Annotated in this window: 22 protein-coding genes; 11 read left to right on the plus strand and 11 right to left on the minus strand. The window is 67.4% G+C overall.

The features are described 5' to 3' along the window. Positions 1-161 precede the first annotated feature (161 nt). The 4 genes from V7Q48_RS12585 to V7Q48_RS12600 all read left to right on the plus strand — a co-directional run bounded on the left by V7Q48_RS12585 (position 162) and on the right by V7Q48_RS12600 (position 6,545). A complete protein-coding gene (locus V7Q48_RS12585) occupies positions 162-992 on the plus strand; it encodes an ImuA family protein (RefSeq protein ID WP_333838545.1) in 831 nt (276 codons plus the stop codon). Next, positions 913-2,487: a Y-family DNA polymerase gene (locus V7Q48_RS12590; protein ID WP_333838611.1), complete on the plus strand. Its 1,575-nt coding sequence runs from the start codon at positions 913-915 to the stop codon at positions 2,485-2,487. The genes V7Q48_RS12585 and V7Q48_RS12590 overlap by 80 nt, the downstream gene beginning before the upstream one ends. After that, positions 2,484-5,780 (plus strand): error-prone DNA polymerase, encoded by a 3,297-nt coding sequence (locus V7Q48_RS12595; protein ID WP_333838546.1) that lies wholly within the window; start codon positions 2,484-2,486, stop codon positions 5,778-5,780. The genes V7Q48_RS12590 and V7Q48_RS12595 overlap by 4 nt, the downstream gene beginning before the upstream one ends. Positions 5,781-5,915: 135 nt before the next feature. After that, positions 5,916-6,545 (plus strand): outer membrane protein, encoded by a 630-nt coding sequence (locus V7Q48_RS12600; protein WP_333838547.1) that lies wholly within the window; start codon positions 5,916-5,918, stop codon positions 6,543-6,545. Between the two features lie 121 nt (positions 6,546-6,666). On the opposite strand, the gene V7Q48_RS12605 is transcribed toward V7Q48_RS12600, so the two are convergent. The 5 genes from V7Q48_RS12605 to V7Q48_RS12625 all read right to left on the minus strand — a co-directional run bounded on the left by V7Q48_RS12605 (position 6,667) and on the right by V7Q48_RS12625 (position 8,304). After that, a complete protein-coding gene (locus V7Q48_RS12605; RefSeq protein WP_333838548.1) occupies positions 6,667-6,951 on the minus strand; it encodes a hypothetical protein in 285 nt (94 codons plus the stop codon). 113 nt (positions 6,952-7,064) lie between these two features. Next, the gene (locus V7Q48_RS12610) at positions 7,065-7,211 is read right to left on the minus strand and encodes a hypothetical protein (RefSeq protein ID WP_333838549.1); all 147 of its coding nucleotides are present in this window, start codon (positions 7,209-7,211) and stop codon (positions 7,065-7,067) included. 50 nt (positions 7,212-7,261) lie between these two features. Further along, positions 7,262-7,516, minus strand: a complete 255-nt coding sequence (gene infA / locus V7Q48_RS12615) for a translation initiation factor IF-1 (RefSeq protein ID WP_333838550.1) — start codon at positions 7,514-7,516, stop codon at positions 7,262-7,264. A 3-nt stretch (positions 7,517-7,519) separates the two neighbouring features. Further along, a complete protein-coding gene (locus V7Q48_RS12620) occupies positions 7,520-7,726 on the minus strand; it encodes a cold-shock protein (protein WP_333838551.1) in 207 nt (68 codons plus the stop codon). Positions 7,727-8,034: 308 nt separating this feature from the next. Beyond that, positions 8,035-8,304: a hypothetical protein gene (locus V7Q48_RS12625; protein ID WP_333838552.1), complete on the minus strand. Its 270-nt coding sequence runs from the start codon at positions 8,302-8,304 to the stop codon at positions 8,035-8,037. Positions 8,305-8,489: 185 nt separating this feature from the next. Between V7Q48_RS12625 and V7Q48_RS12630 the strand changes: the two genes are divergently transcribed. After that, a complete protein-coding gene (locus V7Q48_RS12630; protein WP_333838553.1) occupies positions 8,490-9,209 on the plus strand; it encodes a response regulator transcription factor in 720 nt (239 codons plus the stop codon). 136 nt (positions 9,210-9,345) lie between these two features. Next, a complete protein-coding gene (locus tag V7Q48_RS12635; RefSeq protein ID WP_333838554.1) occupies positions 9,346-9,723 on the plus strand; it encodes a c-type cytochrome in 378 nt (125 codons plus the stop codon). A 154-nt stretch (positions 9,724-9,877) separates the two neighbouring features. Here V7Q48_RS12635 and V7Q48_RS18300 read toward each other — a convergent pair whose 3' ends face one another. Beyond that, positions 9,878-9,970, minus strand: coding sequence for a PEP-CTERM sorting domain-containing protein (locus V7Q48_RS18300; protein ID WP_442947136.1), 93 nt, complete (start codon positions 9,968-9,970; stop codon positions 9,878-9,880). Positions 9,971-9,974: 4 nt separating this feature from the next. Between V7Q48_RS18300 and V7Q48_RS12640 the strand changes: the two genes are divergently transcribed. Next, positions 9,975-10,619, plus strand: coding sequence for a hypothetical protein (locus tag V7Q48_RS12640; RefSeq protein ID WP_333838555.1), 645 nt, complete (start codon positions 9,975-9,977; stop codon positions 10,617-10,619). A 542-nt stretch (positions 10,620-11,161) separates the two neighbouring features. Here V7Q48_RS12640 and ruvB read toward each other — a convergent pair. Next, positions 11,162-12,229 (minus strand): Holliday junction branch migration DNA helicase RuvB, encoded by a 1,068-nt coding sequence (gene ruvB / locus V7Q48_RS12645; protein ID WP_333838556.1) that lies wholly within the window; start codon positions 12,227-12,229, stop codon positions 11,162-11,164. A gap of 80 nt (positions 12,230-12,309) precedes the next feature. On the opposite strand from ruvB, the gene V7Q48_RS12650 reads away from it, so the two are divergent. Continuing rightward, the gene (locus V7Q48_RS12650; RefSeq protein ID WP_333838557.1) at positions 12,310-12,630 is read left to right on the plus strand and encodes a GIY-YIG nuclease family protein; all 321 of its coding nucleotides are present in this window, start codon (positions 12,310-12,312) and stop codon (positions 12,628-12,630) included. Between the two features lie 440 nt (positions 12,631-13,070). Here the strand turns inward: V7Q48_RS12650 and ruvA are convergent, their stop codons facing one another. From ruvA to V7Q48_RS12670, 4 genes are all read right to left on the minus strand, one after another. Further along, positions 13,071-13,688: a Holliday junction branch migration protein RuvA gene (gene ruvA, locus V7Q48_RS12655; protein WP_333838558.1), complete on the minus strand. Its 618-nt coding sequence runs from the start codon at positions 13,686-13,688 to the stop codon at positions 13,071-13,073. Positions 13,689-13,734: 46 nt separating this feature from the next. Further along, positions 13,735-14,235 (minus strand): nucleoside deaminase, encoded by a 501-nt coding sequence (locus V7Q48_RS12660; RefSeq protein ID WP_333838559.1) that lies wholly within the window; start codon positions 14,233-14,235, stop codon positions 13,735-13,737. A 63-nt stretch (positions 14,236-14,298) separates the two neighbouring features. Next, entirely contained in the window at positions 14,299-14,775 is a 477-nt protein-coding gene (gene ruvC, locus V7Q48_RS12665; RefSeq protein ID WP_333838560.1) for a crossover junction endodeoxyribonuclease RuvC, read from the minus strand. Between the two features lie 175 nt (positions 14,776-14,950). Further along, complete coding sequence (locus V7Q48_RS12670) at positions 14,951-15,694, minus strand: YebC/PmpR family DNA-binding transcriptional regulator (RefSeq protein ID WP_333838562.1); 744 nt, start codon at positions 15,692-15,694, stop codon at positions 14,951-14,953. A gap of 156 nt (positions 15,695-15,850) precedes the next feature. Between V7Q48_RS12670 and V7Q48_RS12675 the strand changes: the two genes are divergently transcribed. The 3 genes from V7Q48_RS12675 to rpoC all read left to right on the plus strand — a co-directional run bounded on the left by V7Q48_RS12675 (position 15,851) and on the right by rpoC (position 25,379). Further along, the gene (locus tag V7Q48_RS12675; protein WP_333838563.1) at positions 15,851-16,546 is read left to right on the plus strand and encodes a CPBP family glutamic-type intramembrane protease; all 696 of its coding nucleotides are present in this window, start codon (positions 15,851-15,853) and stop codon (positions 16,544-16,546) included. Between the two features lie 295 nt (positions 16,547-16,841). Next, positions 16,842-21,005 carry a DNA-directed RNA polymerase subunit beta gene (gene rpoB / locus V7Q48_RS12680; protein WP_333838564.1) on the plus strand — a complete coding sequence of 1,388 codons (4,164 nt, stop codon included), beginning with the start codon at positions 16,842-16,844 and terminating at the stop codon, positions 21,003-21,005. Between the two features lie 93 nt (positions 21,006-21,098). Continuing rightward, on the plus strand, positions 21,099-25,379 hold the full coding sequence (gene rpoC, locus V7Q48_RS12685; protein ID WP_333838565.1) for a DNA-directed RNA polymerase subunit beta': 4,281 nt from the start codon (positions 21,099-21,101) through the stop codon (positions 25,377-25,379). The last annotated feature ends 62 nt before the right edge of the window (positions 25,380-25,441 follow it).

Genomic DNA, 25,441 nt, shown 5'->3' on the forward strand with positions numbered 1-25,441 from the left:
TTTCGACCAACGACAGCCAGTTTTCGGCAAAGGTCGAGCAGGCGCGATCAGGGGGGGCGATCGGCAGCCTCGGGCAAGCCGTGCCCGCTGTTCCGGGCATCGGGGGATAACGTCCCAAAGGCCGCTTGATCTTCACTGCGATTGGAACATAATAGGAACAAATGAGACTCGCCCCCGCCTCGATGCGCGGCGGCGCGGTGCCTTCGGGTGCTGCGCGCCATGCGCTGAACCTGGCGCCGCTCGATGCGGCGTTGGGGGGCGGGCTGGTGCGCGGCGCCGTTCACGAGGTCTATGCCGCCGAGGCGGACGACGCCGCCGCTGCTGCCGGCTTCGTGCTCGGCGTGGCGACGACTATGGCGCGGGCGGCCTGCAGCAATGGTGAAGGTCGCGGCGGCGTGGTGCTGTGGCTGCGCGTGGTGCGTTCGGCGCGGCTGGGCGGCGTGACGCAGGCCAGCGGCTGGGCCGAACTGGGCGGCGCGCCGGGGCATGGGCTGGTCGGGCTGGTGCCCGATGGCATGGCGCTGCTGCGCGCCGCGGTCGATGCGCTGCGTTGCGGCGCGCTGGCGGCGGTGGTGGCCGAAAGCCATGGACCTTTGCGCGAACTCGATCTCACCGCCAGCCGGCGCCTGACGCTGGCGGCGGAGCGTTCGGGCGTGCCGCTGTTCCTGCTGCGTCACGATGCGGCGCCCGTGCCCAGCGCCGCGCAGACGCGCTGGCAGGTGGCCGCCGCGCCCTCGCAGGCCCTGCCCGGCAATGCACCGGGCCGGCCGAGTTTCGATGTGACCTTGCTGCGCCAGAAAGCCGGCCCTGCCGGCATGGACTGGCGGCTGGAGTGGGACCGTGACGACTGCCAATTCCGCGAACCGGCGCTACCTGGCGCTGTGGTTTCCGTACCTGTCCACCGATCGGCTGATGATCGAGGGGCCGGATCCGGCACAGGAGCGGCAGATGCCGGAGGGGGTGGCAGCGGAACCAGACGCCACGCGGCCTGACGCGCCGCTGGTCCTGGTTGCCAAGGTGCGCGGTGCGCTGCGGCTGCAGGCGGTCAACGCCGTCGCGCTGGCGCAGGGGCTGGCCCCGGGGCAGAGCCTGGCCGATGCGCGCGCGCTGCACCCCGCGCTGGCCGTGGCCGACATGGACGAGGCGGCGGATCGCCACCTGCTGCGCCAGCTCGCCGGGCATTGCCGCGGCTGGTCGCCGCTGGTCACGCTGGTCCCCCCCGATGGCATCACGCTCGACATCGCCGGTGCCGAGCACCTGTTCGGCGGGGAGGCGGGGCTGGCCGCGCAGGCCGAGGAAACCTTTGCCGCGATCGGCATGACCGTGCGTCTGGCGCTGGCCGGCACGGCACAGGGCGCGCAGGCGCTGGCCCGCCATGGTCCCGCCGCGCGGGCCCATGGATCGCCGGCAAACAATGCGGCGGACGAGGCGGCGGCCCTGCGCGCGCTGCCGGTCGCCGCGCTGGAACTGGACGAGGACGCCGCGCTCGCGCTGCGCCGCGCGGGCCTGAGGACCATCGGCGACCTTGCAGCGCGCCCGGCGGCCAGCATCGCCGCGCGGTTCGGCGCCGATGCCGTCACCGCGCTGCGCCGCCTGATCGGGGAGGAGCACGCCCCGATCGACCCCCTGGTCCAGCCCGAACCCCTGCATTTCGAGCGCCGCTTCGCCGAACCCGTGGCGCTGGAGGCGAGCGTGTCGGCCTGCTTCCTCGACCTGCTCAACGAGGCGGCGGGCCTGCTGGCCGAGCGCGGGCTGGGCGGGCGCCGCTTCGTGCTGACGCTGTTCCGCAGCGATGGCGCGCGGCATCGCCTGGCGATCGAGACCGGCCTGCCCACGCGCGATCCCGCCCCGGTGCTGCGCCTGTTCGACGAGCGCATCGCCGGGCTCGCCGATCCGCTCGACCCCGGCTTCGGCTATGACCGGATCACGCTGTTCCTGCCGGTGACCGAACCGCTCGCCGCCAGCCAGCCCGCGCTCGACGGGGAGGAGCAGAGCGCGACCGCGCTGGCCGAGCTGATCGACCGGCTCAGCACGCGGCTGGGCGCGGGCGCGCTGCGCCGGCTGGTGCCGCAGGACAGCCATATCCCCGAACAGGCGCAGCTGGCGCTGCCCGCGATTCATCAGCGCGCGCCGGTGCGCTGGCCCACCCCGCCGGCGGGCGAGCCGCCGCAGCGCCCGTTGTTCCTGTTCGATCCGCCGCAGCCGGTCGAGGTCGTCGCCGAAGTGCCCGATGGCCCGCCGCACCGGTTTCGCTGGCGGCGCAAGCTGCACGAGGTCCGCCTGTTCGAGGGGCCGGAGCGGATCGGCGCGGAATGGTGGCGGCGCCAGGGCGGCGAGGCACCGGGCAAGGGCGGGCTGACCCGCGACTATTATCGCATCGAGGACGTGCGCGGCCGCCGCTTCTGGATCTTCCGCCACGGCCTCTACGACGAGATGACCCAGCCGCGGCAGATGCCGAAATGGTACATGCACGGCCTTTTCGCATGACCGCGCCTTCCGCCGCACCCGCTTATGCCGAGCTGGTCGCGGCGACCAACTACAGCTTCCTGCGCGGCGCCTCGCACCCGGCCGAGATGGTGGCGCATGCCCATGCGCTGGGCATGGCGGGGCTGGGCATCGCCGATCGCAACAGCGTGGCCGGCGTGGTGCGCGCGCATGTCGCCTGGCGCGAAGTGGGCGGGCCGGCGGCGGCAGCAGCGGGGGGGTTCCGGCTGGTGGTGGGCGCGCGGCTGGTCTTTGCGCCCGATCCAGCAACCGGACAGGCGCCGCCCGACATCGTCGCCTATCCCGCAACCCGCCATGGCTGGGGCCGACTGACCCGGCTGCTGACGCTGGGCAACCGCCGCGCGCAAAAGGGCGACTGCACGCTGCACCTTGCTGACCTGCTGGGCCATGCCGAGGACCTGCTGCTGATCGTGCTGGCGCCGGACCGCGCGGTGATCGAGGCCCTCGTGGCCGCGCGGCCGGGCGCGGTGTGGCTGGGCGTCAGTGCGCTGCGCGGCGGGGCCGATGCGCGCCGCCTCGCCGAGGCGCAGGCGGTCGCGGCCCAGTGCGGCGTGCCGCTCGTCGCCACCAATGACGCGCTTTATGCGACGCCCGAGGCGCGGCCCCTGCACGACGTGCTGACCTGCATCCGCGAGGGCACGACGCTGGCCGGGGCCGGGCGCCGTCTGCTCGCCAATGCCGAGCGCCACCTGAAGCCGCCGGCCGAGATGGCGCGCCTGTTCCGCGCCTGTCCGCAGGCGGTCTCGGCCAGCGCCGAGATCCTGCGCCGCATCACCTTCACGCTCGACGAGCTGGAATACCACTATCCCAACGAGCCGGTGCCCGAGGGCTGGCAATCGCAGGACTGGATGGAGCACCTCGTGCGCGAGGGCGGGCGGGCGATCTTTCCCGATGGCCTGCCCGAGGGCTACGAGGCGGTGCTGGAGGAGGAATTCCGCCTGATCGCCAAGTGCGGCTATGCGCCCTATTTCCTCACCGTGCACGACATCGTGCGCCATGCGCGCAGCCTCGACCCGCCGATCCTGTGCCAGGGACGCGGCAGCGCGGCCAATTCGCTGGTCTGCTATTTCCTCGGTATCACCCCGATCGACCCGGTGCGCGAGAAGCTGCTGTTCTCGCGCTTCCTGTCCGAGGAGCGGCGCGAGCCGCCCGACATCGACGTCGATTTCGAGCATGAACGCCGCGAGGAGATCATGCAGTACATCTACGCGCGCTATGGCCGCGAGCGTGCCGGGATCGCCGCCACCGTCATCCACTATCGCCCGCGCAGCACGATCCGCGAGGTCGGCAAGGCGCTGGGCCTGACCGAGGACGTCACCGCGCGGCTGGCCTCGACGATCTGGGGCAACTGGGGCAACGACGTGCCCGAAAGCCGGATCGAGCAAGCCGGGATGGACATCGCCAACCCGCAGGTCGCGCGGCTTAAGGCGCTGGTCGACCAGGTGCTGACCTTCCCGCGCCACTTGTCGCAGCACGTCGGCGGCTTCGTGCTGACCGAGGGCCGGCTCGACGAGATGGTGCCGATCCACAATGCCGCCATGCCCGACCGCACCTTCATCGAATGGGACAAGGACGACATCGACGCGCTGGGCCTGATGAAGGTCGACGTGCTGGCACTGGGCATGCTGACCTGCATCCGCAAGAGCTTCGACCTGCTCGCCCGCCACGGGCTGGGGGACTACTGCCTGCGCACCGTGCCGGTGAACGATGACGCCGTGTTCCGCATGCTCCAGCGCGGCGACAGCATCGGCACCTTCCAGGTGGAGAGCCGCGCGCAGATCGCGATGCTGCCGCGAATGCGCCCCAAGGAGCTCTACGACCTGGTGATCCAGGTGGCGATCGTCCGGCCTGGGCCGATCCAGGGCGGCATGGTCCATCCCTACCTGCGCCGCCGCAACGGCGAGGAGACGGTGGTCTTTCCCAGGCCCGCGCCGCCGCACGACCCGCGCGAGCTGCACCATGTGCTCGGCCGCACGCTGGGGGTGCCGCTGTTCCAGGAACAGGCGATGAAGCTGGCGATCGTCGCGGCCGAGTTCACGCCCGCCCAGGCCGACGGCCTGCGCCGCGCCATGGCGACGTTCCGCCACCACGGCACCGTCAACAATTACGAGGAACTGCTGGTCGAGGGCATGGTTCGGCGCGGCTATCAGCGCGACTTCGCCGAGCGCTGCTTCGAGCAGATCAAGGGATTCGGCGACTATGGCTTTCCCGAAAGCCACGCGCAGGCGTTCGGCTGGCTGGCCTATGTCTCGTCATGGCTGAAATGCCGCTTTCCCGCGGCCTTTACCTGTGCGCTGCTCAACAGCCAGCCGATGGGTTTCTATGCGCCGGCGCAGCTGGTGCGAGATGTGCAGGCGCATGGCGTGACCGTTCGCGCGGTGGACGTGAATGCCAGTTGCTGGGACAGCACGCTCGAAGGCGAGGCGGACGAGAGGCTTGCGCTGCGGCTGGGCCTGGGGCGTGTCGACGGGTTTCGCCAGGCCTGGGCCGAGGCGATCGAGGCGGCGCGGCGGGATGGTCCGTTCGTCTCGATCGAGGATTGCGCCCGCCGCGCCGCGCTGCCGCCCCAGGCGCTGCGCAAGCTGGCCGATGCCGATGCCTTCGCCGCGCTGGGCAAGGGGCGGCGCGATGCGCTGTGGGACGTGCGGCGCACCCCGCCGGCGCAACTGCCGCTCTTCGCCGCAGCCGAGGCGCCCGAGCTGCGTGCCGAGCCCGATGCCGCGCTGCCGGCCATGCGCCTGTCCGAGGAAGTGGTCGCCGACTACCAGACCGCGCGGCTTTCGCTCAAAGGCCATCCGATGCAGTTCCTGCGCGCACGGCTGGCGCGGATGGGGGTCATGTCCTGCGCGGATGCCAACTCTGCGCCCGATGGCCGCAAGGTGCGCGTCGCCGGGGTGGTGCTGATCCGCCAGCGGCCCGGCAAGGGCAACGCGGTGTTCATCACCATCGAGGACGAGACCGGGATCGCCAATGCCCTGCTCTGGGCCCGCGACATGGAGAAACAGCGCCGCGCGGTGATGGCCGCACGGCTGATGCTGGTCGAGGCCGAGATCCAGAAGAGCAAGGAGGGCGTCGTCCACCTGATGGTGGCGCGGGTGGAGGATGCCAGCGCCATGCTCGGGCTGCTCGATGCGCCCGAGGAGGCCGGTGCGGATCCCCGTCCTGCCCTGGCGCCGCCCGGTCGCGGCGACGAAATCGCCCATCCGCAGATGTCGCGCATGCACACCCATCCGCGCGACGTGCGCGTGCTGCCGCGGTCACGCGACTTCCATTGAAGGGGCTGCAACGGGCTGTTGCCTGGATGCAACAGTTTCCGTCTGTCGGAATGTTACGGTCGTTTTACGGCAACCGAATTTTGCTTTGCGGCGTTGGGGCATGCGAAACAGCCACTAACCAGGGTAAAAATTACAATGATCTTCAAGACCATGACCATCGCGGCGCTGGGCGCTGCCGCGATCGCCGCCGCGCAGCCCGCGTTCGCACAGGATAGCGCTGACAGCTTCGACGTCGGCACCAACGGCACCTCGTTCCGTGGCATCCGCGTCGAAGGCAACGTCGGCGGCGACCGCTTCCAGTCGGAAGGCAACCACCACGACAAGTTCGGCTATGGCGCGACCGTCGGCTTCGACGGCACCATCGGCCAGCACGTGCTGGTCGGTGCCGAGGGCAGCTACTGGCGCGCCAACAAGTGGAACGAGAACTGCACCGGCCTCAGCAACGGCAACTCGATTTGCCACAAGGCGTTCGAGGAATGGGGCGCCGCGGTCCGCGTCGGCTACCTGCCGACCCCGCAGGTCCTGTTCTTCGGCAAGGCTGGCTACGTAAATGGCGAGCAGCGTAAGCGCATCGACGGCCCGGCGGGCAACCAGCTGGTCTATGATCACTACCGCGCCGATGGCTACCAGGTCGGTGGCGGCGTCGAATTCACCCCGCGCGCAGACAGCCCGTTCTACGTCAACGCGCAGTACGTCTATTCGAACTACCACGGCAACTCGTCGCGCCAGCGCCTGATGGCCGGCGTGGGCGTTCGCTTCAAGTAAGCGCCACAGGCCTGCAAGGCCCATGAAAAAGGCCGGCTCGGAGCAGAACGCTCCGGGCCGGCCTTTTTCTTGTCCGCTGCGCGATCGGGGCTATGCGCCGCGACCGTGCGATCCCGGCCCGTCAGTCCGCAGCTTGCGGTGCGACGTCCGGTTCGGGGGTGGCTGGTTCGGAGGTGGCTGGTTCGGAGGTGTCGAGGGCCGCGAGTTCCGTCGCGGCGATACGCTGGGCGTCGTTGGCCGCCTTGGCGGCTGCCGTCTTGCCCGCGCGATCGGCGAGGGTCTGCCACGCGGCCTGCGACCGCAGGAACTTGTCGCGCTGGTTGTCGAGATCGGTTTCGCCGGCAGCCTTGGCACACAATGCCACCTGCCGGAGGTAGAAGTCCTGACTTTCGGACATGGTCTTCACCTCATGTTGGGGCCAGTGCCTGGCCGGTATCGCGAAACTGCAATCTTGTTGGCCGGTCGGCGCTGAAATCAGCCCATTCGAGATCGGCCAATTCTGGACCAATCGACCCCAGATTAGCCAACCATGGTGGCCACGATCTCGCGCAGTTGCTCGCGGCTCAGCCCGGCGGGAACCGCAGGGGCCGGCGTCACGGAGCGCGGACGATGGCGATAGGATGTGTCGTAGGTCTTGTAGATATCACAATTGGAACGAATGTACATGAAACTCCCGGGGCGCGCCCGATGCGCGCCGTGGTTGAAGGTGAGGTGCCTCAGCGCCGCTTGCGCATGGCACCGGGACCGCCCGCGATCTTCTCGCGATAGACGATGCGTCCCTTGGTGAGGTCGTAAGGGGTCATTTCGACCCGGACCCGGTCCCCCACGATCGAGCGGATGCGGAACTTGCGCATCTTGCCCGCGGTGTAGGCGATGATCCGGTGGTCGTTCTCCAGGAGGACGCCGAAGCGCCCATCCGGGAGAATTTCGTCGATTTGGCCTTCAAGGGTCAGAAGATCCTCTTTGGCCATGGATCAGACCGACTGCAGGTTGACGGCCGAGGCCTTGCCGCGACGATCGTTCTCGATCTCGAAGCTGACGCGCTGATCCTTGTTCAGCGTGGCCATGCCCGAACGCTCGACGGCGCTGATGTGGACGAAGCTGTCGTCGCCGCCGCCATCGGGCGCGATGAAGCCATAACCCTTGTCGACATTGAAGAACTTGACGGTGCCGATCGGCATGGGGTGTTTCCTTTTCACGAAACAGGGGAACCCGCCGGCAACAGCACCGGCGGAGCTTGTAGCGAGAGAAGGGAAGGATCAGCCCCCTGCAAGGAAACGCGCGGCATGGCGCATATCGGCAGGGGCATCAAAATCCGTCGCAGGCGACGTTAGCCTCGCCCATATGTGGCCTTTGGCTCAATTTGTCAATGTCGGGGCCAGCGCCACCCTCTTTGCGTGGTGCGGACAGGTACTCGGGAGGACCGGGAAAGCGCCATGCAGCCAGTCCTCAGTCTCGTTCTTTGGTACAATGTGACAATGCGATAATCTCAAAAAAGCCCTGAATGCTGATGATTTTTCACCATAATGGATGAACTAGAACGAAACAATTGGTTCGATTTGCCCATGACGTGACTGAAATCGTTTGATAGTCCTGTGCTTATCGATTCGTTGAGCCAATCCTGAGGCTCAGCAATCGATTGCAAAGGATGCACGAAAAGCGTGCGCAAAACAGGGGCACCCTTCACAGCAGGGGTGCGGGGACGAGGAACACGCAGCTGGTGACGGCGAGCTGCGCCGTGGCGAAAAAGCCCAGTCATCCATCTCCCCCGGCCGTGGCGCTTTGCCTGCGGACGGCCCTTGCGTGTCGGTGACAGCCGACGCCGGCATGCCCTGTAGGGCCCTAAGGGTTGGTACGTAGCGTTGATCCCTAAGTAGTTCGGTTAAGGAATTAGCGTTTCACCGTTAACGACAAATGGGGGTCGTGATTATGCAAGGAGGGGACATGATCCAGCATATCGGGGAAATTGCCGCCGCGGGGATTGCGGCGACCAAGGAACTGACCGCGGGGAGCTTTCCCGCAGCGATCGGCGGCCTCGCCGCAGCCGAACCGGCGAGCGCTGCCCAAAAGCTGCATGTGCATGTGGTCGATCGCGAAACGGCCATGCGCGCCAGGACATTCCGCATGATGACGTCGCTGGGCGTCCACTGCGAGATCTATGGCTCGATCGACGAGATGATCGCGTTCAGGCCGTCTGAGGGCATCGTCCTGATGCACGAATATGCCGACGGGGAATCGGTGACCGCCGCGATCGCGAAGCTGCGCGACAGCGGGCTGGCGCTCAGCGTGGCGGGGTGCAGCGAACAGCCGGGCGTGGCCCGCGTGGTCGCGGCGATGAAGGCGGGCGCGCTCGACTACCTGGCGCTGCCGTTCGATCGTGCCGCGCTGGAGGCGACATTTCGCACCTTGGCCGAAGAAGACGGCGATTTTCGCCGCATGCATGCCGAGCGCATTCTGGCGGCCTCGCGCGTCAAGCGCCTGTCAGGCCGCGAGCGCGAGGTGCTCGACCTCGTCGCCACCGGGCGCAGCAACAAGGAAATCGGCCGCGCCATGGGCATCAGCCCGCGCACCGTCGAGATCCACCGCACCAAGATGATGGCCAAGCTCGGCGCGACCAACGCGACCGACGTGGTGCGCAACTGGTACCTCGTCACGCAGGTCTGATCCGGGCGGCATGGTCTTGCAGCCGCGACGGGAAAGGGGCCTGTCGCTGCCGGCACACCGGGCTGGCCGATAGTCCAATATCCGCACAAGGCCGCGCATGGCACGGCATCCTGCAAACACATGGTTTGGAGGAATTATGCCCAAGCGACTGTTCGCCTTCGTCACCGCGTCCGCCACGGCTCTGGCCGCCGTCCCGTCCGTCAGCATGGCTGCGCCGCCGGCCCCGGCCAGCTGGAGCCGCTGCGCGGTGTGCCATGACGCGACCAAGGGCGGCCCCAACAAGATCGGTCCCAACCTCTATGGCGTGATCGGCAAGAAGGCCGGCGCCCATGCACCGGCCTTCAAGTATTCCGACGGTCTGAAGAAGTCCGGCCTGGTCTGGAATGCCGCCACGCTCGACAAGTGGATCGAAAACCCGCGCGCGCTCGTGCCCGGCACGATGATGGCGTTCCCGGGGATCAAGGACCCGGCCAAGCGCGCCGAGATCGTCGGCTATCTCAAAAGCCTAAAGTAAGCGCCGCTGTTCGTGCTGTGGCCGGAACGCCGGCCGCAGCACGATCCTCAAGCCCTTTACCGGTCGAACATGTGCCGGATGCAACAAGGGGCGGCCTCCCCCCGAAGACCGCCCCCTGGCGCAGGGCCTGCTGCTGTCAGGCCTGACCGTGGACTCAAGCCTGGCGCCGCTTCCGGCCCCAACGCTGACGCGCGACGAGCGCCGCCGCGGCACCACCGAACAACAGGACCATCGACGGCTCGGGCACGTCGGTGCCGCTGCTCGTCGAGGTGCTGCCGGTCGTCCCGCTGCTGCTCGAACTGGTGCTGGTGCTGCTCGAGCCGCTGGTCGACGAGGATCCGCTCGTCGACGACGAGGTCGAGGAAGATGTCGACGAGGAGGAACTCGTCGAGCTGCTGGTCGAGGAGGACGTCGACGAACTCGTGGAGACGTTGCCCGAGGATGTGGATGTCGACGAGCTGGTCGAGACATTGCCCGACGACGTCGACACACCGGACGAGGTCGAGACGTTCCCCGAAGAGGTGGACACGCCGGACGACGTGCTGACGCTGCCCGACGAAGTGGAGACGTTGCCCGAGGACGTCGAGACGCTGCCCGACGAGGTGGACACATTGCCGCTCGAGGTGGAGACGGTTCCGCTCGAGGTCGAGGTCGACCCGCCCGAGGTGGAGGACGAGGTCGAGCCGCCCGAAGTCGAGGTCGATCCCCCAGAGGTCGAGGTGGAGCCGGTGCTGGTCGAGGACACCACGACGCTGCCGCCGCCCCCGCCGCTGCCGCCGAAGAAGCCCCCGAAGAACCCGCCGCCGAAACCACCGACGGGGCCGCCGCCGATCACCACGGGCACGCCGCCGCCACCGCCGATGCCGCCGGCCTGGGGCGGCAGCGGGGCCATGTAGGGCACGGGTGCCATGGCATATTGCGGCTGTGCCGGTGCGCAGGCCCGCGCGGTCGTGGTGGTGACGATGCGGCGCTGGCGGTGGACCACGCGCGGCGCCGCGCGCTTGACCACGCGATGCGGCTTGGCCTGCTTGATCTTGATCGGCTTGGTGTGATGGATCTCGCCGGTGGAGGGTGCCTCGGACACGTGCACCGCGCCGCCACCCAGCACTGCGCCTCCTGCTGCGCAGGCTGCCAGTTTTGCCAATGCCATCCGAACCGACATGATCGTTTGCTCTCGTTACCGCGGAGACCGCAGGATTTGCGGTGGACCTACCAGCAATCGCTTAACAGGTCGCTGCCACGGGGTCTCCCTGTCCTGACAAACGCAGATCATCGCCGCAGCGTCCATCGCGTTAACCAGGATTCCGCCCGCCGGCGCGCAAAATATCGCAACGGGCAGGCCTCATGCGTTCACTATGTCCCAAACTGAAACTCTCGGTCGCGCGACTGTAGCGGATTCCGACAGGTTCGGCGCCATTGCACGCGGTGCGCGGCGGGATCAGGCGTCCTCGTCGGCCGAATCCACATCGATTCCCGAACTGAACAGGCCGGGCAGGGTGCCGATGGCCTGGCCGCTCGGCGGGGTGATTCCCAAGTGCTGCCAGCCGCGATCGTTGAGGCAGCGGCCGCGCGCGGTGCGCGCCACCAGGCCCAGCTGGATGAGATAGGGCTCGATCACTTCCTCGATCGTGTCGCGCGGCTCCGACAGGCCGGCCGCGAGCGTCTCCACGCCCACCGGGCCGCCCTTGTAGATGTCGGCGATCATCATGAGGTAGCGGCGGTCCTGCAGGTCCAGCCCCAGCGAATCGACCTCAAGCCGGGTCAGTGCCTGATCGGCGAGCGCGCGCGAGATCGCCCCGTCGCCCATCACCAGCGCGAAATCGCGCACCCGGCGCAACAGGCGCCCGGCCACGCGCGGCGTGCCGCGGGCGCGCCGCGCGATCTCGTGCGCGCCCTCGGCGTCGATCGGCACGCCCAACAGCGTCGCACCGCGCACGACCACGCGTTCCAGCTCGGCCACGGTATAGAACTGCAGCCGCACCGGGATGCCGAAACGGTCGCGCAGCGGCGTCTGCAGCAGGCCCTGCCGGGTCGTGGCGCCGATCAGCGTGAAGGGCGGCAGATCGATCCGCACCGAGCGCGCCGACGGCCCCTCGCCGATGATGAGGTCGAGCGCGCGGTCCTCCATCGCCGGGTAGAGCACTTCCTCGACCACCGGATTGAGGCGGTGGATCTCGTCGATGAACAGGACGTCGCCGGATTCGAGATTGGTGAGCAGCGCGGCCAGGTCTCCGGCCTTGGCGATCACCGGGCCGGAGGTCGCACGAAAGCTCACCCCCAGTTCGCGGGCGATGATATGGGCCAGCGTGGTCTTGCCCAGGCCCGGCGGCCCGAAGAACAGCACGTGGTCCATCGCCTCGCGCCGCTGCTTGGCGCTCTCGATGAAGATCTTGAGGTTCTCGCGCGCGGCCTCCTGGCCGACGAACTCGGCCAGCGTCTTGGGCCGCAGGGCGGCATCGAGGTCCTCGGCCTGGGCCTTGGCGGAAAGGAGCGGATTGTCGGTCATGGTCGGGCCTGATGCGGTCGTGCCATATCGGCGGCAACCGGGAATGGTCGCGGCGTCCGTCGGCTGGCAATGCGAGGAGAGTGAGCCCGGAACGGCACCCTTGCGTTTACATCATGGCCAGCGCCGTGCGCGGCACGCTCTGCGTCGGCGTAACGTCCGCACTGCAGCGACGCATCGGCCAGCACCGCGAGGGCGCGACTGGCGGCTTCACCACGCGGTACGCGGTCCAGCGGCTGGTCCATTTCGAGCGCTTTGGCGACATGGCCCACGCGATCGCCCGCGAGAAGCAGCTCAAGGCATGGCGCCGGGACTGGAAGATCAACCTGATCCAGGCGGCCAATCCCGATTGGCGCGATCTGGCGGTCGACCTCGACTTCCCGCCATTGCCGCCGGTTCGTTGAGGGGTGGCTCGATGGCGATGCGGGCGTGGCGGTTGATGCTGGTTGACGGCGGGGCAGGGCGAGGGGTGGGCCCTGAACCAAGTTCAGGGTGACAAGGGTGTGGGGTGCAGCGTCGAATTCTCCCGCACCGTCACGTCCACCGTCATCCCGAACTTGTTTCGGGATCCAGCGGGCCGACCGCACGGAGGGTGCGGTCATGTGCCCCGGTGCAGCCTCGCATTCTCCCGCACCGTCTAGACCACCGTCATCCCGAACTCGGTTCGGGATCCAGCGGGCCGCCTGCACGGACCGCGCGGTCATGCGCCACGGTGCGGCCTGGGAGGCTGACGCCAGCGGGCGGCGGGGCAGGGCGAGAGCTGGACCCTGAACCGAGTTCAGGGTGACGGGGTTGTAGTGTGCAGCCCCGCTCTCGCGCGCACCGTCGTCCCGAGGCGCGCGCATCACCCGGTCGCCCGCTTGAGTGCCACGCGCACCAGGTCGTTCAGGCCGGCATCCTCGCCCAGTTCCTTGACCGCGAAGGCTACGGCGCTGCTGGCGAGTGCGGGCTTGAAACCGAGGTTCTGCAGTGCGGAGATCGCGTCGGCGCTGGCCGAGCCGGCGGGGAGGGGGATGCCGGCTTCGGCGGCGATGCCGAGTCCCCCGGACAGCCCGGCGAGGCCGCCGGCCTTGTCCTTGAGTTCGTTGACGATGCGGCTGGCGAGCTTGGGGCCGACGCCGTTGGCGCGTGCGACCATCGCGGCATCGCCGCCGGCGCAGGCGCGCTGCAGCTCGTCCGCAGACAGTGCCGAGAGGATCGCCAGCGCGACCTTGGAGCCGACGCCCTGCACGGCCGTCAGCAACCGGAACCACGCACGCTCGCCGGCGCTGGCGAAGCCGATCAGGCGCTGGTCGGTCTCGCTCACCTGCATCTCGGTGTGAATCACGACCTTGTCGCCGCGCACGCCGAGGTGGCTCAGCGTCTTGGCCGAACACTGCACGAGGTAACCGACGCCGTTGACGTCGATGATCGCCCAATCCGGGCCGGTGTCGTCGAGAATGCCGGTAAGCTTGGCGATCATGGTTTGTTCCCTATGGCAGGGAACTTTGGCCTCTGCAACGCCGGCGTCAGATATTGGCCTGCTGGTCCTCGGGTACGTCGTCGTCGGGGCCGAAATAGAGCCTGGCGCACTCCGCCGCATTCACGCCGCCGTCAAGCGTCAGGTCGTCCTTGAAGGCGTCGCGGATGAAGTCGACGGTGTCGAGGTGGCGGTCCTCGAAATACATCTTGTGCACGTCGTCGCGCCCGGCGCCGAAGACCACGCGTGTCACGCCTGCCCAGATCGAGGCCATGGTGCACATGCCGCAGGGCTGGAGGGTGGAATAAAGCGTTGCACCTTCGACCTTCATGTCACCCACGGCCTGGCCGGCGGCGCGCAGGGCGACGATCTCGGCATGGGCGGTCGCGTCGCAGCATTCGGCGGTGCGGTTGACGCCGCTGGCCACGAGCTGCCCATCGCGCACGACCAGCGCGGCGATCGGAGTATTGGCCGGATCGGTGCCCTTCTCGCGGATGGCGAGGGCGATGGCCTCGGCCATCCAGTCGGTGTCGCTGCGGGTGCTGGTCATGGCGTCCCTTACGCCGTGCCCGGTGCGATGTTCCCGGCCAGCCCGTGAGGGCAGATGTACAACCTAGCGGTGGCTGCCCAGCATGTTGGCGTGCGTGATCGCCACGGCCAGCGCGTCGGAGGCGTCTTCGCCCGCGAGTATCACGCCGGGAAGCAGGATCTTGAGCATGTGCTGGATCTGCTGCTTTTCGGCGCCGCCCGTGCCGACCAGCGCCTTCTTGATGACCTTGGTCGGATATTCGGCCACCGGCATGCCCGAGCGTGCAAGGCTGAGCATGGCGACGCCGCGCGCCTGGCCGAGCTTGAGCGTCGACTGCGGGTTCACGTTGACGAAGACCTCCTCGACCGCGCCGCGATCGGGGCGATGGGTGAGGATCACGTCGGTCAGCGCCGCGTCCAGTTCGACCAGCCGCTCGGCCATCGTCGCCTTGGCATTGGTGCGGATCTGCCCGTTGGCGACATGGCTCAACCGGCTGCCCGACTTGGCCACCACGCCCCAGCCGGTGCAGGTGAGGCCGGGATCGACGCCGAGGATGATCATGCGGAGGGTCCGGTCATCACGTGGATAAGCCCCTCCACCACGCGTTGCGCGCGCGGTCCCCCTCCTCGCCTGCGGCAGGGAGGATGGAGGTCCTCCCCATGCAATGGGGAGGTGGCAGACGCGCAGCGGCTGACGGAGGGGTAACGCGCGCGCCAGCCCTCGCGCAGCATTCCGATCAGCCCAGCTTTTCCATGACGTCGTCGGGGATCTCGTAGTTGCCCCAGACGGTCTGCACGTCGTCGTCGTCGTCGAGCACGTCGATCAGCTTGAGCAGCGTCGCCGCATCATCGGCCGAGACGGTGGTCTTGAGGCTGGGCTTCCACGCCAGCTTGACCGCTTCGGCCTCGCCCAGCACCTTTTCCAGCTCGCGGCTGACGGGGTGGAGGTTGTCGATCGCGGTCCAGATCTGGTGCGCGTCCTCGTCCGATTCCACGTCGTCGGCGCCGGCCTCGATCGCGGCCTCGAGGACCTTTTCCTCGTCACCGACGGTGGCGGGGTACTCGATCAGGCCGAGGCGCTCGAAGCCGTGGCTCACCGCGCCGGATGCGCCGAGGTTGCCGCCGTTCTTGGCGAAGGCGGTGCGCACGTTGGTGGCGGTGCGGTTGCGGTTGTCGGTCAGCGCCTCGACGATGATCGCCACGCCGCCCGGGCCATAGCCCTCGTAGCGCACTTCCTCGTAGTTCTCGCCGTCGCCCTTGCTGGCCTTGTCGACCGCGCGCTGGATGTTGTCCTTGGGCATCGACTGCGCCTTGGCCGCGTTGATCGCGGCGCGCAGGCGCGGGTTCATGTCGGGATCGGGCATGCCCATCTTGGCTGCCACGGTGATTTCGCGGCTGAGCTTGGAGAACATGGCAGAGCGCTTTTTATCCTGCGCGCCCTTGCGATGCATGATGTTCTTGAATTTGGAATGGCCTGCCATGGGTCTGCTTCTTGCGGCTGATGGGATGGTGAATGGCCGCAGCCCCTAGCCCAAGCGTGGCAAAACGGCAATCTCGGCGCGTCGAACTCCTGTGGCGGCTGGCCTGTGCCCAGGCCAACACGCGGCGTTAACGGCTCTCGCGCTAGCTTGGCCCCCATGATCCGAGACTTTCCAGACGCCGTCCAGCCGCTGTTCGCCTTCCTACGCCGCCCGCGCTGGATGCAGCCGGCCGGGCTGGCGGCGCCCGGAAGCTGGGGCCTGTGGCGCGCCGCAACGCTGGCCTATCTCGCCGGGCTGGTGGTGATCGCGGGGCTGCTGCACCTGTGGCAGCAAGCCATGGGCCTGCCCGCGCCCGAGGCCTTCGGCAAAGTGCCGCCCGCGTTGTTGTTTCCACTGGTCGGGCTGGTGGCTCCGATTGCCGAGGAGATCGTCTTCCGGGGCTGGCTGACCGGGCGGCCGCGCGCGCTGGCGCTGCTAGGCGGCTTCGTGCTGGCGGCGGCGGCGCTATGGGCGGTGCGCGATGGCGCCGTGCACCCGCTGGCGCTGGCGGCGCTGCTGGCGGGTGTGCTCGGCGGGGCAGCGGGCTGGCTGACCCTGCGACGGCGGTCGACCCCAGCCTGGTTAAAGCGCGCTTTCCCGGTGCTGTTCTGGGTGAGCGCGGTGATCTTCGCGCTGTTCCACCTCGGCAATTATCCGCGCATCACCCCGGCGTTGGTGCCGATGGTGCTGCCGCAGCTGTGGGCGGGTATGGTCTTTGGCTACCTGCGCATGCGGATCGGCGTGCCGGCGGCGATGCTGGCGCACGCGCTGGGCAACACCGCCGCGCTGGCGCTGGCCTTCGCGATGGGCTGAACGCGCGACCGCTGCGCCGCATGGTCTGGGACCTCCCTTTGACAATCTGGGGGGCATCGCCTATATGCCTGCCCATACCACCTGCTTCGAGCAAGGCTGTCCCATGCGCGGGGGCTGGCCGTCGGAAGGAAGCAGGAGGGACCGACGTCACGCGAAAGGCTGCGGGCCAGCGGCATCCGAAAGGGTGTCCTTGTGCCATGCGGCCTTGTTTGCGTGTTGTCGTGCCATTCGCCGCGCATGGCAGATTTCCGCCGGTTTCGACCGGCCCGACTAGAGCAAAGAGGCACGCATCTCCATGGCGACCAAGGCCCCGCAACGCCCCGGCGTGAAGAAGCGCATCCGCAAGATCTTCGGTGACATTCACGAAGTCGTGCAGATGCCGAACCTGATCGAGGTTCAGCGCGAATCGTACGAGCAGTTCCTCCGCTCCGATCCTGCCACCGGCTACGTTTCGGGCCTCGAGAAGACCCTGCGCTCGGTGTTCCCGATCCAGGACTTCGCCGGCACCGCTTCGCTCGACATCAAGGAGCGCGATGGCTACGTCCTCGAGGCGCCCAAGTACGACGTGAACGAATGCCGCCAGCGCGGCATCACGTACGCCGCGCCGATGAAGGTGACGCTCAAGCTCGCGACGTTCGAAGTGGACGCCGAGACCGAGACCAAGAGCCTCATCGATATCAAGGAGCAGGACGTCTACATGGGCGACATCCCGCTCATGACCGACAACGGCACCTTCATCATCAACGGCACCGAGCGCGTGATCGTGTCGCAGATGCACCGTTCGCCGGGCGTCCTGTTCGACCATGACCGGGGCAAGACCCACTCCTCGGGCAAGTACCTGTTCGCCGCGCGCGTCATTCCGTACCGCGGCTCGTGGCTGGACTTCGAGTTCGACGCCAAGGACATCGTCAACGTGCGTATCGACCGCAAGCGCAAGCTGCCGGTCACCGCGCTGCTCTATGCCCTGGGCCTCAACGGCGAGCAGATCCTCGACCACTTCTACAACAAGGTGACCTGGGTTCGTGCCGAGGGCGGCTGGAAGGTGCCCTTCGTGCTCGACCAGTGGCGCGGCGCCAAGCCGGCGTTCGACATCGTCGATGCCGCCTCGGGTGAAGTCGTGTTCCCCGCCGGCCAGAAGATCAGCCCGCGCGCTGCCAACAAGGCGGCCAAGGACGGTCTCGCCTCGCTGCTCATCCCGACCGAGGAAATCTTCGGCCGCTATGGCGCCAAGGACCTGATCGACGAGTCGACCGGCCGCATCTGGATCGAGGCCGGCGACGAAGTCAGCCCCGAGAACCTCGACGCGCTCGATCGCGCCGGCGTCGACCAGCTCGACCTGCTCGACATCGACCACGTCGGCACCGGTCCGTGGATCCGCAACACCATGAAGGCCGACAAGGCCGAGGACCGCGACCACGCCCTGGCCGACATCTATCGCGTCATGCGCCCCGGCGAGCCGCCGACGCGCGAGACCGCCGAAGCGCTGTTCGACGGTCTGTTCTTCGACGCCGACCGCTACGACCTCTCGGCCGTGGGTCGCGTCAAGCTCAATATGCGTCTCGGCCTCGATTGCCCGGACACGATCACCACGCTGCGCACCGAGGACATCCTCGCCGTGGTCAAGGAGCTGGTGAACCTCAAGGACGGCAAGGGCGAAGTCGACGACATCGACAACCTCGGCAACCGTCGCGTGCGTTCGGTAGGCGAGCTGCTGGAAAACCAGTACCGCGTCGGCCTGCTGCGCATGGAGCGTGCGGTCAAGGAGCGCATGAGCTCGGTCGACGTGTCGACCGTCATGCCTAACGACCTCATCAACGCCAAGCCGGCGGTGGCCGCGGTGCGTGAATTCTTCGGCTCGTCGCAGCTGTCGCAGTTCATGGACCAGACCAACCCGCTGTCGGAAGTGACGCACAAGCGCCGCGTCTCGGCCCTCGGGCCGGGCGGTCTGACGCGCGAGCGCGCGGGCTTCGAAGTCCGCGACGTGCATCCCACGCACTACGGCCGCATCTGCCCGATCGAAACGCCCGAAGGCCCGAACATCGGTCTGATCAACTCGCTGTCGACCTTCGCCCGCGTCAACAAGTACGGCTTCATCGAGACGCCGTACCGCAAGGTGCTCGACGGCAAGGTCTCGTCCGAGGTGGTCTACCTCTCGGCCATGGAAGAGCAGAAGCACACGGTGGCGCAGGCTTCGGCCGCGACCAACGATGACGGCTCGTTCGTCGAAGAACTGGTCTCGGCCCGCCAGAACGGCGAATTCGTCATGGCGCCGCGCGAAACCGTGACGCTGATGGACGTCAGTCCCAAGCAGCTCGTCTCGGTGGCCGCCTCGCTCATTCCGTTCCTGGAAAACGACGACGCCAACCGCGCACTGATGGGCTCGAACATGCAGCGCCAGGCGGTGCCGCTGGTCAAGGCCGACGCGCCGTTCGTGGGCACCGGCATGGAAGAGACCGTGGCGCGCGATTCGGGCGCCGCGATCGCCGCGCTGCGCGGCGGCATCGTCGACCAGGTCGACGCCAGCCGCATCGTGATCCGCGTGACCGGTGACGTCGAACCCGGCAAGTCGGGCGTCGACATCTACACGCTCCAGAAGTTCGAGCGTTCGAACCAGTCGACCTGCATCAACCAGCGTCCGCTGGTGGCCGTGGGCGACGTGGTCGAGCAGGGCGACGTGCTGGCCGACGGTCCCTCGACCGAACTCGGCGAGCTGGCGCTGGGCCGCAACGTGCTCGTCGCGTTCATGCCCTGGAACGGCTACAACTACGAAGACTCGATCCTCATCAGCGAGCGTATCGTCAAGGAAGACGTCTTCACCTCGATCCACATCGAGGAATTCGAGGTCATGGCCCGCGACACCAAGCTCGGGCCCGAGGACATCACCCGCGACATCCCCAACGTCGGCGAGGAAGCCCTGCGCAACCTCGACGAGGCGGGCATCGTCTACGTCGGCGCCGAAGTGCACCCCGGTGACATCCTCGTCGGCAAGATCACGCCCAAGGGCGAATCGCCGATGACGCCGGAAGAAAAGCTGCTGCGCGCGATCTTCGGCGAAAAGGCCAGCGACGTGCGCGACACCTCGCTGCGCCTGCCCCCGGGCGTCAGCGGCACGATCGTCGACGTGCGCACCTTCAACCGCCACGGCATCGAGATCGACGACCGTACCCGCGCCATCCAGAACGAGGAAATCGAACGCCTCGCCAAGGACCGCGAGGACGAGCGCGCGATCCTCAACCGCGCGACCTTCAACCGCCTCAAGGACATGCTGCTCGGCCAGGTGTCGGCAGCGGCGCCCAAGGGCATCAAGAAGGGCGTCGAGATCGACGAGCAGCTGCTCGCCGATGTCGAGCGTCACGAATGGTGGAAGTTCGCGGTGGCCGACGATGCGCGCCAGCAGCAGCTGGAAGCGACCAAGGGCCAGTACGACACCGCGATCAAGGCGATCCAGGAGAAGTTCGAGGACCGCAAGGAAAAGCTCGAGCGCGGTGACGAACTCGCCCCGGGCGTGCTCAAGATGGTCAAGGTCTTCGTGGCGGTGAAGCGCAAGCTGCAGCCAGGCGACAAGATGGCCGGCCGTCACGGCAACAAGGGCATCATCAGCCGCATCCTGCCGCAGGAAGACATGCCCTTCCTCGAGGACGGGACCCCGGTCGACTTCGTGCTCAACCCGCTGGGCGTGCCCTCGCGCATGAACGTCGGTCAGATCTTCGAGACGCACCTCGGCTGGGCCGCGCGCGGCCTCGGCCACAAGATCGGTGCGGCGCTCGATGCCTGGCGCGAAGCCAACCCGAACCCCGAGGCAGGCGAACCGCCGGCCGCGGTGCGCGATCTGCTGATCGACATCTATGGCGACAACTACGTCGAGGAACTGAAGGCCCGCAGCGATGCCGAAATCGTCGAGCTGGCTCAGAACGTGCGCCACGGCGTGCCGATGGGCTCGCCGGTGTTCGACGGCGCGGTCGAGGCCGACGTGTCGGCGATGCTGCGCAAGGCGGGTCTCGACGAATCGGGCCAGGTGACGCTCTTCGACGGGCGCACCGGCGAGGCGTTCGACCGCAAGGTGACCGTCGGCTGCAAGTATGTGCTCAAGCTGCACCACCTTGTCGACGACAAGATCCACGCGCGTTCGATCGGTCCCTACAGCCTCGTCACCCAGCAGCCGCTGGGCGGTAAGGCGCAGTTCGGTGGCCAGCGCTTCGGCGAAATGGAGGTCTGGGCGCTCCAGGCCTACGGCGCCGCCTACACGCTGCAGGAAATGCTCACGGTCAAGTCGGACGACGTCGTCGGCCGTACCAAGGTCTACGAGGCGATCGTCAAGGGTGACGACACCTTCGAGGCCGGCATTCCCGAAAGCTTCAACGTGCTCGTGAAGGAAATGCGCTCGCTCGGCCTCAACGTCGAACTCTCGTCGCTCGACGAGAAGGACGACGACGAAGGGCTGGCCGAGGCAGCCGAATAAGCCGGTCCGTGTCGGCGGCGGGGTTTGTGCCCTGCCGCCGCCGGCCCCGGCCAGACGCCCGCACAGGATTTCCCTCCCAGTGAGGAACACGCAATGAACGACCTGACCAAATTCACCAACCAGCTGCCCAAGCCGGAAACCTTCGACCAGATCCAGATCGGTCTGGCCTCGCCCGAGCGCATCCGCAGCTGGTCGTTCGGCGAAATCAAGAAGCCGGAAACGATCAACTACCGCACGTTCAAGCCCGAGCGTGACGGCCTGTTCTGCGCCCGCATCTTCGGTCCCGTGAAGGACTACGAGTGCCTGTGCGGCAAGTACAAGCGCATGAAGTACAAGGGCGTCGTCTGCGAAAAGTGCGGCGTCGAAGTGACCGTGACCAAGGTGCGTCGCGAGCGCATGGGCCACATCGAGCTGGCCGCGCCCGTCGCGCACATCTGGTTCCTCAAGTCGCTGCCCTCGCGCATCGGCCTGCTGCTCGACATGCAGCTCAAGCAGCTCGAGCGCATCCTCTACTTCGAAAGCTACGTGGTCATCGAGCCGGGCATCACCCCGCTCGAGCGCTACCAGCTGCTGACCGAGGACGAACTGCTCGACGCGCAGGACGAATACGGCGAGGACGCGTTCTCGGCCGGGATCGGCGCCGAGGCGGTCAAGCACATGCTCATGGACCTCGACATGGTCCAGGAGCGTGAGGACCTGCTCAAGGAGCTGTCCGAGACCAAGTCCGAGCTGAAGCCCAAGAAGATCATCAAGCGCCTCAAGGTCGTCGAATCGTTCATCGATTCGGGCAACCGTCCGGAGTGGATGATCCTCGACGTCGTGCCGGTCATCCCGCCCGAACTGCGCCCGCTGGTGCCGCTCGACGGCGGCCGCTTCGCGACCTCGGACCTCAACGACCTCTATCGTCGCGTCATCAACCGCAACAACCGCCTCAAGCGCCTGATCGAGCTGCGCGCGCCCGACATCATCGTGCGCAACGAAAAGCGCATGCTGCAGGAAGCGGTCGACGCGCTGTTCGACAACGGCCGCCGTGGCCGCGTCATCACCGGCGCCAACAAGCGTCCGCTCAAGTCGCTGTCCGACATGCTCAAGGGCAAGCAGGGCCGCTTCCGCCAGAACCTGCTCGGCAAGCGCGTCGACTATTCGGGCCGTTCGGTCATCGTGACCGGTCCCGAGCTCAAGCTGCACCAGTGCGGCCTGCCCAAGAAGATGGCGCTCGAGCTGTTCAAGCCGTTCATCTACGCCCGCCTCGATGCCAAGGGTCTGTCGATGACCCTGAAGCAGGCCAAGAAGTGGGTCGAGAAGGAACGCAAGGAAGTCTGGGACATCCTCGACGAGGTGATCCGCGAGCACCCGGTGATGCTGAACCGCGCACCGACGCTGCACCGTCTCGGCATCCAGGCGTTCGAGCCCGTCCTGATCGAGGGCAAGGCGATCCAGCTGCACCCGCTCGTCTGCTCGGCTTTCAACGCCGACTTCGACGGTGACCAGATGGCCGTCCACGTGCCGCTTTCGCTGGAAGCCCAGCTCGAAGCGCGCGTGCTGATGATGTCGACCAACAACATCCTCTCGCCCGCCAACGGCAAGCCGATCATCGTGCCCTCGCAGGACATGGTGCTGGGTCTTTACTACCTGTCGATGGACCGCAAGGGCGAGCCGGGCGAAGGCATGCTGCTGGCCGACATGGCCGAAGTGCACCAGGCGCTATTCGCCGGGGCCGTCACCATGCACTCCAAGATCGTGGCGCGCGTTCCGCAGACCGACGAGGACGGCAAGACCTACCTCAAGCGCTACGAGACGACGCCGGGCCGCATGCTCATCGGCGAGTGCCTCCCCAAGAGCCACACGGTTCCCTTCGAGCTGGTCAACCGCCTGCTCACCAAGAAGGAAATCGCCGACGTCATCGACCAGGTCTATCGCCACACCGGCCAGAAGGAGACTGTCCTTTTCGCCGACGCGATCATGAGCCTGGGCTTCCGCAACGCGTTCAGGGCGGGCATCTCGTTCGGCAAGGACGACATGATCATCCCGGCCACCAAGGACGCGTTCGTCGCCGAGACCAAGGAACTGGTCGCGGACTACGAGCAGCAGTACCAGGACGGCCTGATCACGCAGCAGGAGAAGTACAACAAGGTGATCGACGCCTGGAGCCGTTGCGGCGACCAGGTCGCGGCCGCCATGATGGACGAGATCCGTGCGACGCCGAGCGACGAGGCGGGCCGCGAGAAGCCGGTCAACTCGATCTACATGATGAGCCACTCGGGCGCGCGTGGTTCGCCGACCCAGATGAAGCAGCTGGCGGGTATGCGCGGCCTCATGGCCAAGCCGTCGGGTGAGATCATCGAAACGCCGATCATCTCGAACTTCAAGGAAGGCCTGACCGTCCTTGAATACTTCAACTCGACGCACGGCGCCCGCAAGGGTCTGGCCGACACCGCGCTCAAGACGGCGAACTCGGGTTACCTGACCCGCCGTCTGGTCGACGTGTCGCAGGACTGCGTGGTGACGACGATCGACTGCGGCACCGAGCGGGCGCTGGAAATGCGCGCGATCGTGCAGGGCGGTTCGACGATCGCCTCGCTCGGCGAGCGCATCCTCGGCCGTACCCTCGCCGAGGACATGGTCGAGGCCAAGACCGGTGCGGTGATCTGCGAAAAGGGCATGCTGCTCGACGAAGCCGCCGTGGCGCGGATCGAGGCGGCCGGCGTGCAGTCGGCGCGCATCCGCTCGCCGCTGATCTGCGAGGCGCCGCAGGGCGTCTGCGGAACCTGCTACGGTCGTGACCTTGCCCGCGGTACCCCGGTGAACATCGGCGAAGCGGTTGGCGTCATCGCGGCCCAGTCGATCGGCGAGCCCGGCACGCAGCTGACCATGCGTACGTTCCACATCGGTGGCGCGGCGCAGGTCAACGAACAGTCGCACCTCGAATCGATCTGCGACGGTACCGTGCACTATCGTGATATTCCGACCATCACGGATAGCCGCGGCCGCCGCCTGTCGCTCGCCCGCAATGGCGAGATCGTGATCATCGACACCGATGGTCGCGAGCGCGCCATGCACCGCGTGCCCTATGGTACCCACCTGCTGCACGAAAACGGTGCGACGGTGGCCCAGGGCCAGCGCCTGGCCGAGTGGGACCCGTTCACGCTGCCGGTCATCACCGAAAAGCCGGGTATCGTGCGCTACCAGGACCTCATCGACGGCCGCACCCTGACGGAGCAGGTCGACGAAGCGACGGGCATCGCCCAGCGCGTCGTCACCGAAAACCGTGCCGGTGGCCGCGCGAAGAAGGAAGACCTGCGTCCGCGCCTGACCCTGCTCGACGATGCCTCGGGTGAAACCGCGCGCTACCTGATGGCGCCGGGCACCACCCTGTCGGTCGAGGATGGCCAGGAAGTCGCCGCCGGTGACGTGCTGGCCCGCGCCAGCCGCGAAGCCGCCAAGACCCGCGACATCACCGGTGGTCTGCCGCGCGTTGCCGAGCTGTTCGAGGCGCGCAAGCCCAAGGACAACGCGGTCATCGCCAAGGTCTCGGGCCGCATCGAGTTCGTCCGCGACTACAAGGCCAAGCGCAAGATCGCGATCATCCCGGAAGAGGGTGAACCGGTCGAGTACCTGATCCCCAAGTCCAAGGTGATCGACGTCCAGGAAGGCGACTACGTCAAGAAGGGCGACAACCTGATCTCCGGCTCGCCCGATCCGCACGACATCCTCGAGGTTCTCGGCGTCGAGGCCCTGGCGGAATACCTCGTGGCGGAAATCCAGGAAGTCTACCGCTTGCAGGGCGTGAAGATCAACGACAAGCACATTGAGGTGATCGTTCGCCAGATGCTGCAGAAGGTGGAGATCACCAACGGTGGCGACACCACCCTGCTGCCGGGCGAACAGGTCGACCTCGAGGAAATGAACGAGACCAACGCGCGCCTCACCGCTGGCCAAGTGCCGGCCGAAGGCAAGCCGGTCCTGCTCGGGATCACCAAGGCCTCGCTGCAGACGCGTTCGTTCATCTCGGCCGCGTCGTTCCAGGAAACCACCCGCGTGCTCACGCAGGCGGCGGTCGAAGGAAAGCGCGACAGCCTGATCGGCCTCAAAGAGAACGTCATCGTCGGCCGTCTCATCCCCGCCGGCACCGGCGCGGGCATGAACCGGATGCGCGTGGCGGCCAACAGCCGCGACGCCGCCCTGCGCGCCGCCAACCGTCGTCTCCAGGAGTCGCTGATCGCGCCGCGTACCGCTGCCGAAGAGCATGCCGCCGAACTGGCGCAGGGCCCCGAAGCGGCGATCGGCGACGATCCGCTGGCGATGGTCGAGGGTGAAACCCACGGCACCGATGCGGATGCCGCGGACTACCTGATCAAGGGTGACGAGGACTGATCCTCAACGCCTTTGGCTGACACGAACGACCCCGCCGGTGCTTCCGGCGGGGTTTTTCGTGG

It is taken from the genome of Novosphingobium sp., assembly GCF_036803765.1.
Classification (GTDB): Bacteria; Pseudomonadota; Alphaproteobacteria; order Sphingomonadales; family Sphingomonadaceae; genus Novosphingobium.

Coding starts and splice junctions, on each gene's coding strand:
- V7Q48_RS12590 (WP_333838611.1), top strand. CDS start 913: ATGATCGAGGGGCCGGATCCGGCACAGGAGCGGCAGATGCCGGAGGGG.
- rpoB (WP_333838564.1), top strand. CDS start 16,842: ATGGCGACCAAGGCCCCGCAACGCCCCGGCGTGAAGAAGCGCATCCGC.
- ruvB (WP_333838556.1), bottom strand. CDS start 12,229: ATGACCGACAATCCGCTCCTTTCCGCCAAGGCCCAGGCCGAGGACCTC.
- V7Q48_RS12595 (WP_333838546.1), top strand. CDS start 2,484: ATGACCGCGCCTTCCGCCGCACCCGCTTATGCCGAGCTGGTCGCGGCG.
- ruvA (WP_333838558.1), bottom strand. CDS start 13,688: ATGATCGCCAAGCTTACCGGCATTCTCGACGACACCGGCCCGGATTGG.
- V7Q48_RS12585 (WP_333838545.1), top strand. CDS start 162: ATGAGACTCGCCCCCGCCTCGATGCGCGGCGGCGCGGTGCCTTCGGGT.
- V7Q48_RS12670 (WP_333838562.1), bottom strand. CDS start 15,694: ATGGCAGGCCATTCCAAATTCAAGAACATCATGCATCGCAAGGGCGCG.
- V7Q48_RS12625 (WP_333838552.1), bottom strand. CDS start 8,304: ATGACTGGGCTTTTTCGCCACGGCGCAGCTCGCCGTCACCAGCTGCGT.
- V7Q48_RS12660 (WP_333838559.1), bottom strand. CDS start 14,235: ATGACCAGCACCCGCAGCGACACCGACTGGATGGCCGAGGCCATCGCC.
- ruvC (WP_333838560.1), bottom strand. CDS start 14,775: ATGATCATCCTCGGCGTCGATCCCGGCCTCACCTGCACCGGCTGGGGC.
- infA (WP_333838550.1), bottom strand. CDS start 7,516: ATGGCCAAAGAGGATCTTCTGACCCTTGAAGGCCAAATCGACGAAATT.
- V7Q48_RS12610 (WP_333838549.1), bottom strand. CDS start 7,211: ATGTACATTCGTTCCAATTGTGATATCTACAAGACCTACGACACATCC.
- V7Q48_RS12620 (WP_333838551.1), bottom strand. CDS start 7,726: ATGCCGATCGGCACCGTCAAGTTCTTCAATGTCGACAAGGGTTATGGC.
- rpoC (WP_333838565.1), top strand. CDS start 21,099: ATGAACGACCTGACCAAATTCACCAACCAGCTGCCCAAGCCGGAAACC.
- V7Q48_RS12630 (WP_333838553.1), top strand. CDS start 8,490: ATGATCCAGCATATCGGGGAAATTGCCGCCGCGGGGATTGCGGCGACC.
- V7Q48_RS12600 (WP_333838547.1), top strand. CDS start 5,916: ATGATCTTCAAGACCATGACCATCGCGGCGCTGGGCGCTGCCGCGATC.
- V7Q48_RS12675 (WP_333838563.1), top strand. CDS start 15,851: ATGATCCGAGACTTTCCAGACGCCGTCCAGCCGCTGTTCGCCTTCCTA.
- V7Q48_RS12635 (WP_333838554.1), top strand. CDS start 9,346: ATGCCCAAGCGACTGTTCGCCTTCGTCACCGCGTCCGCCACGGCTCTG.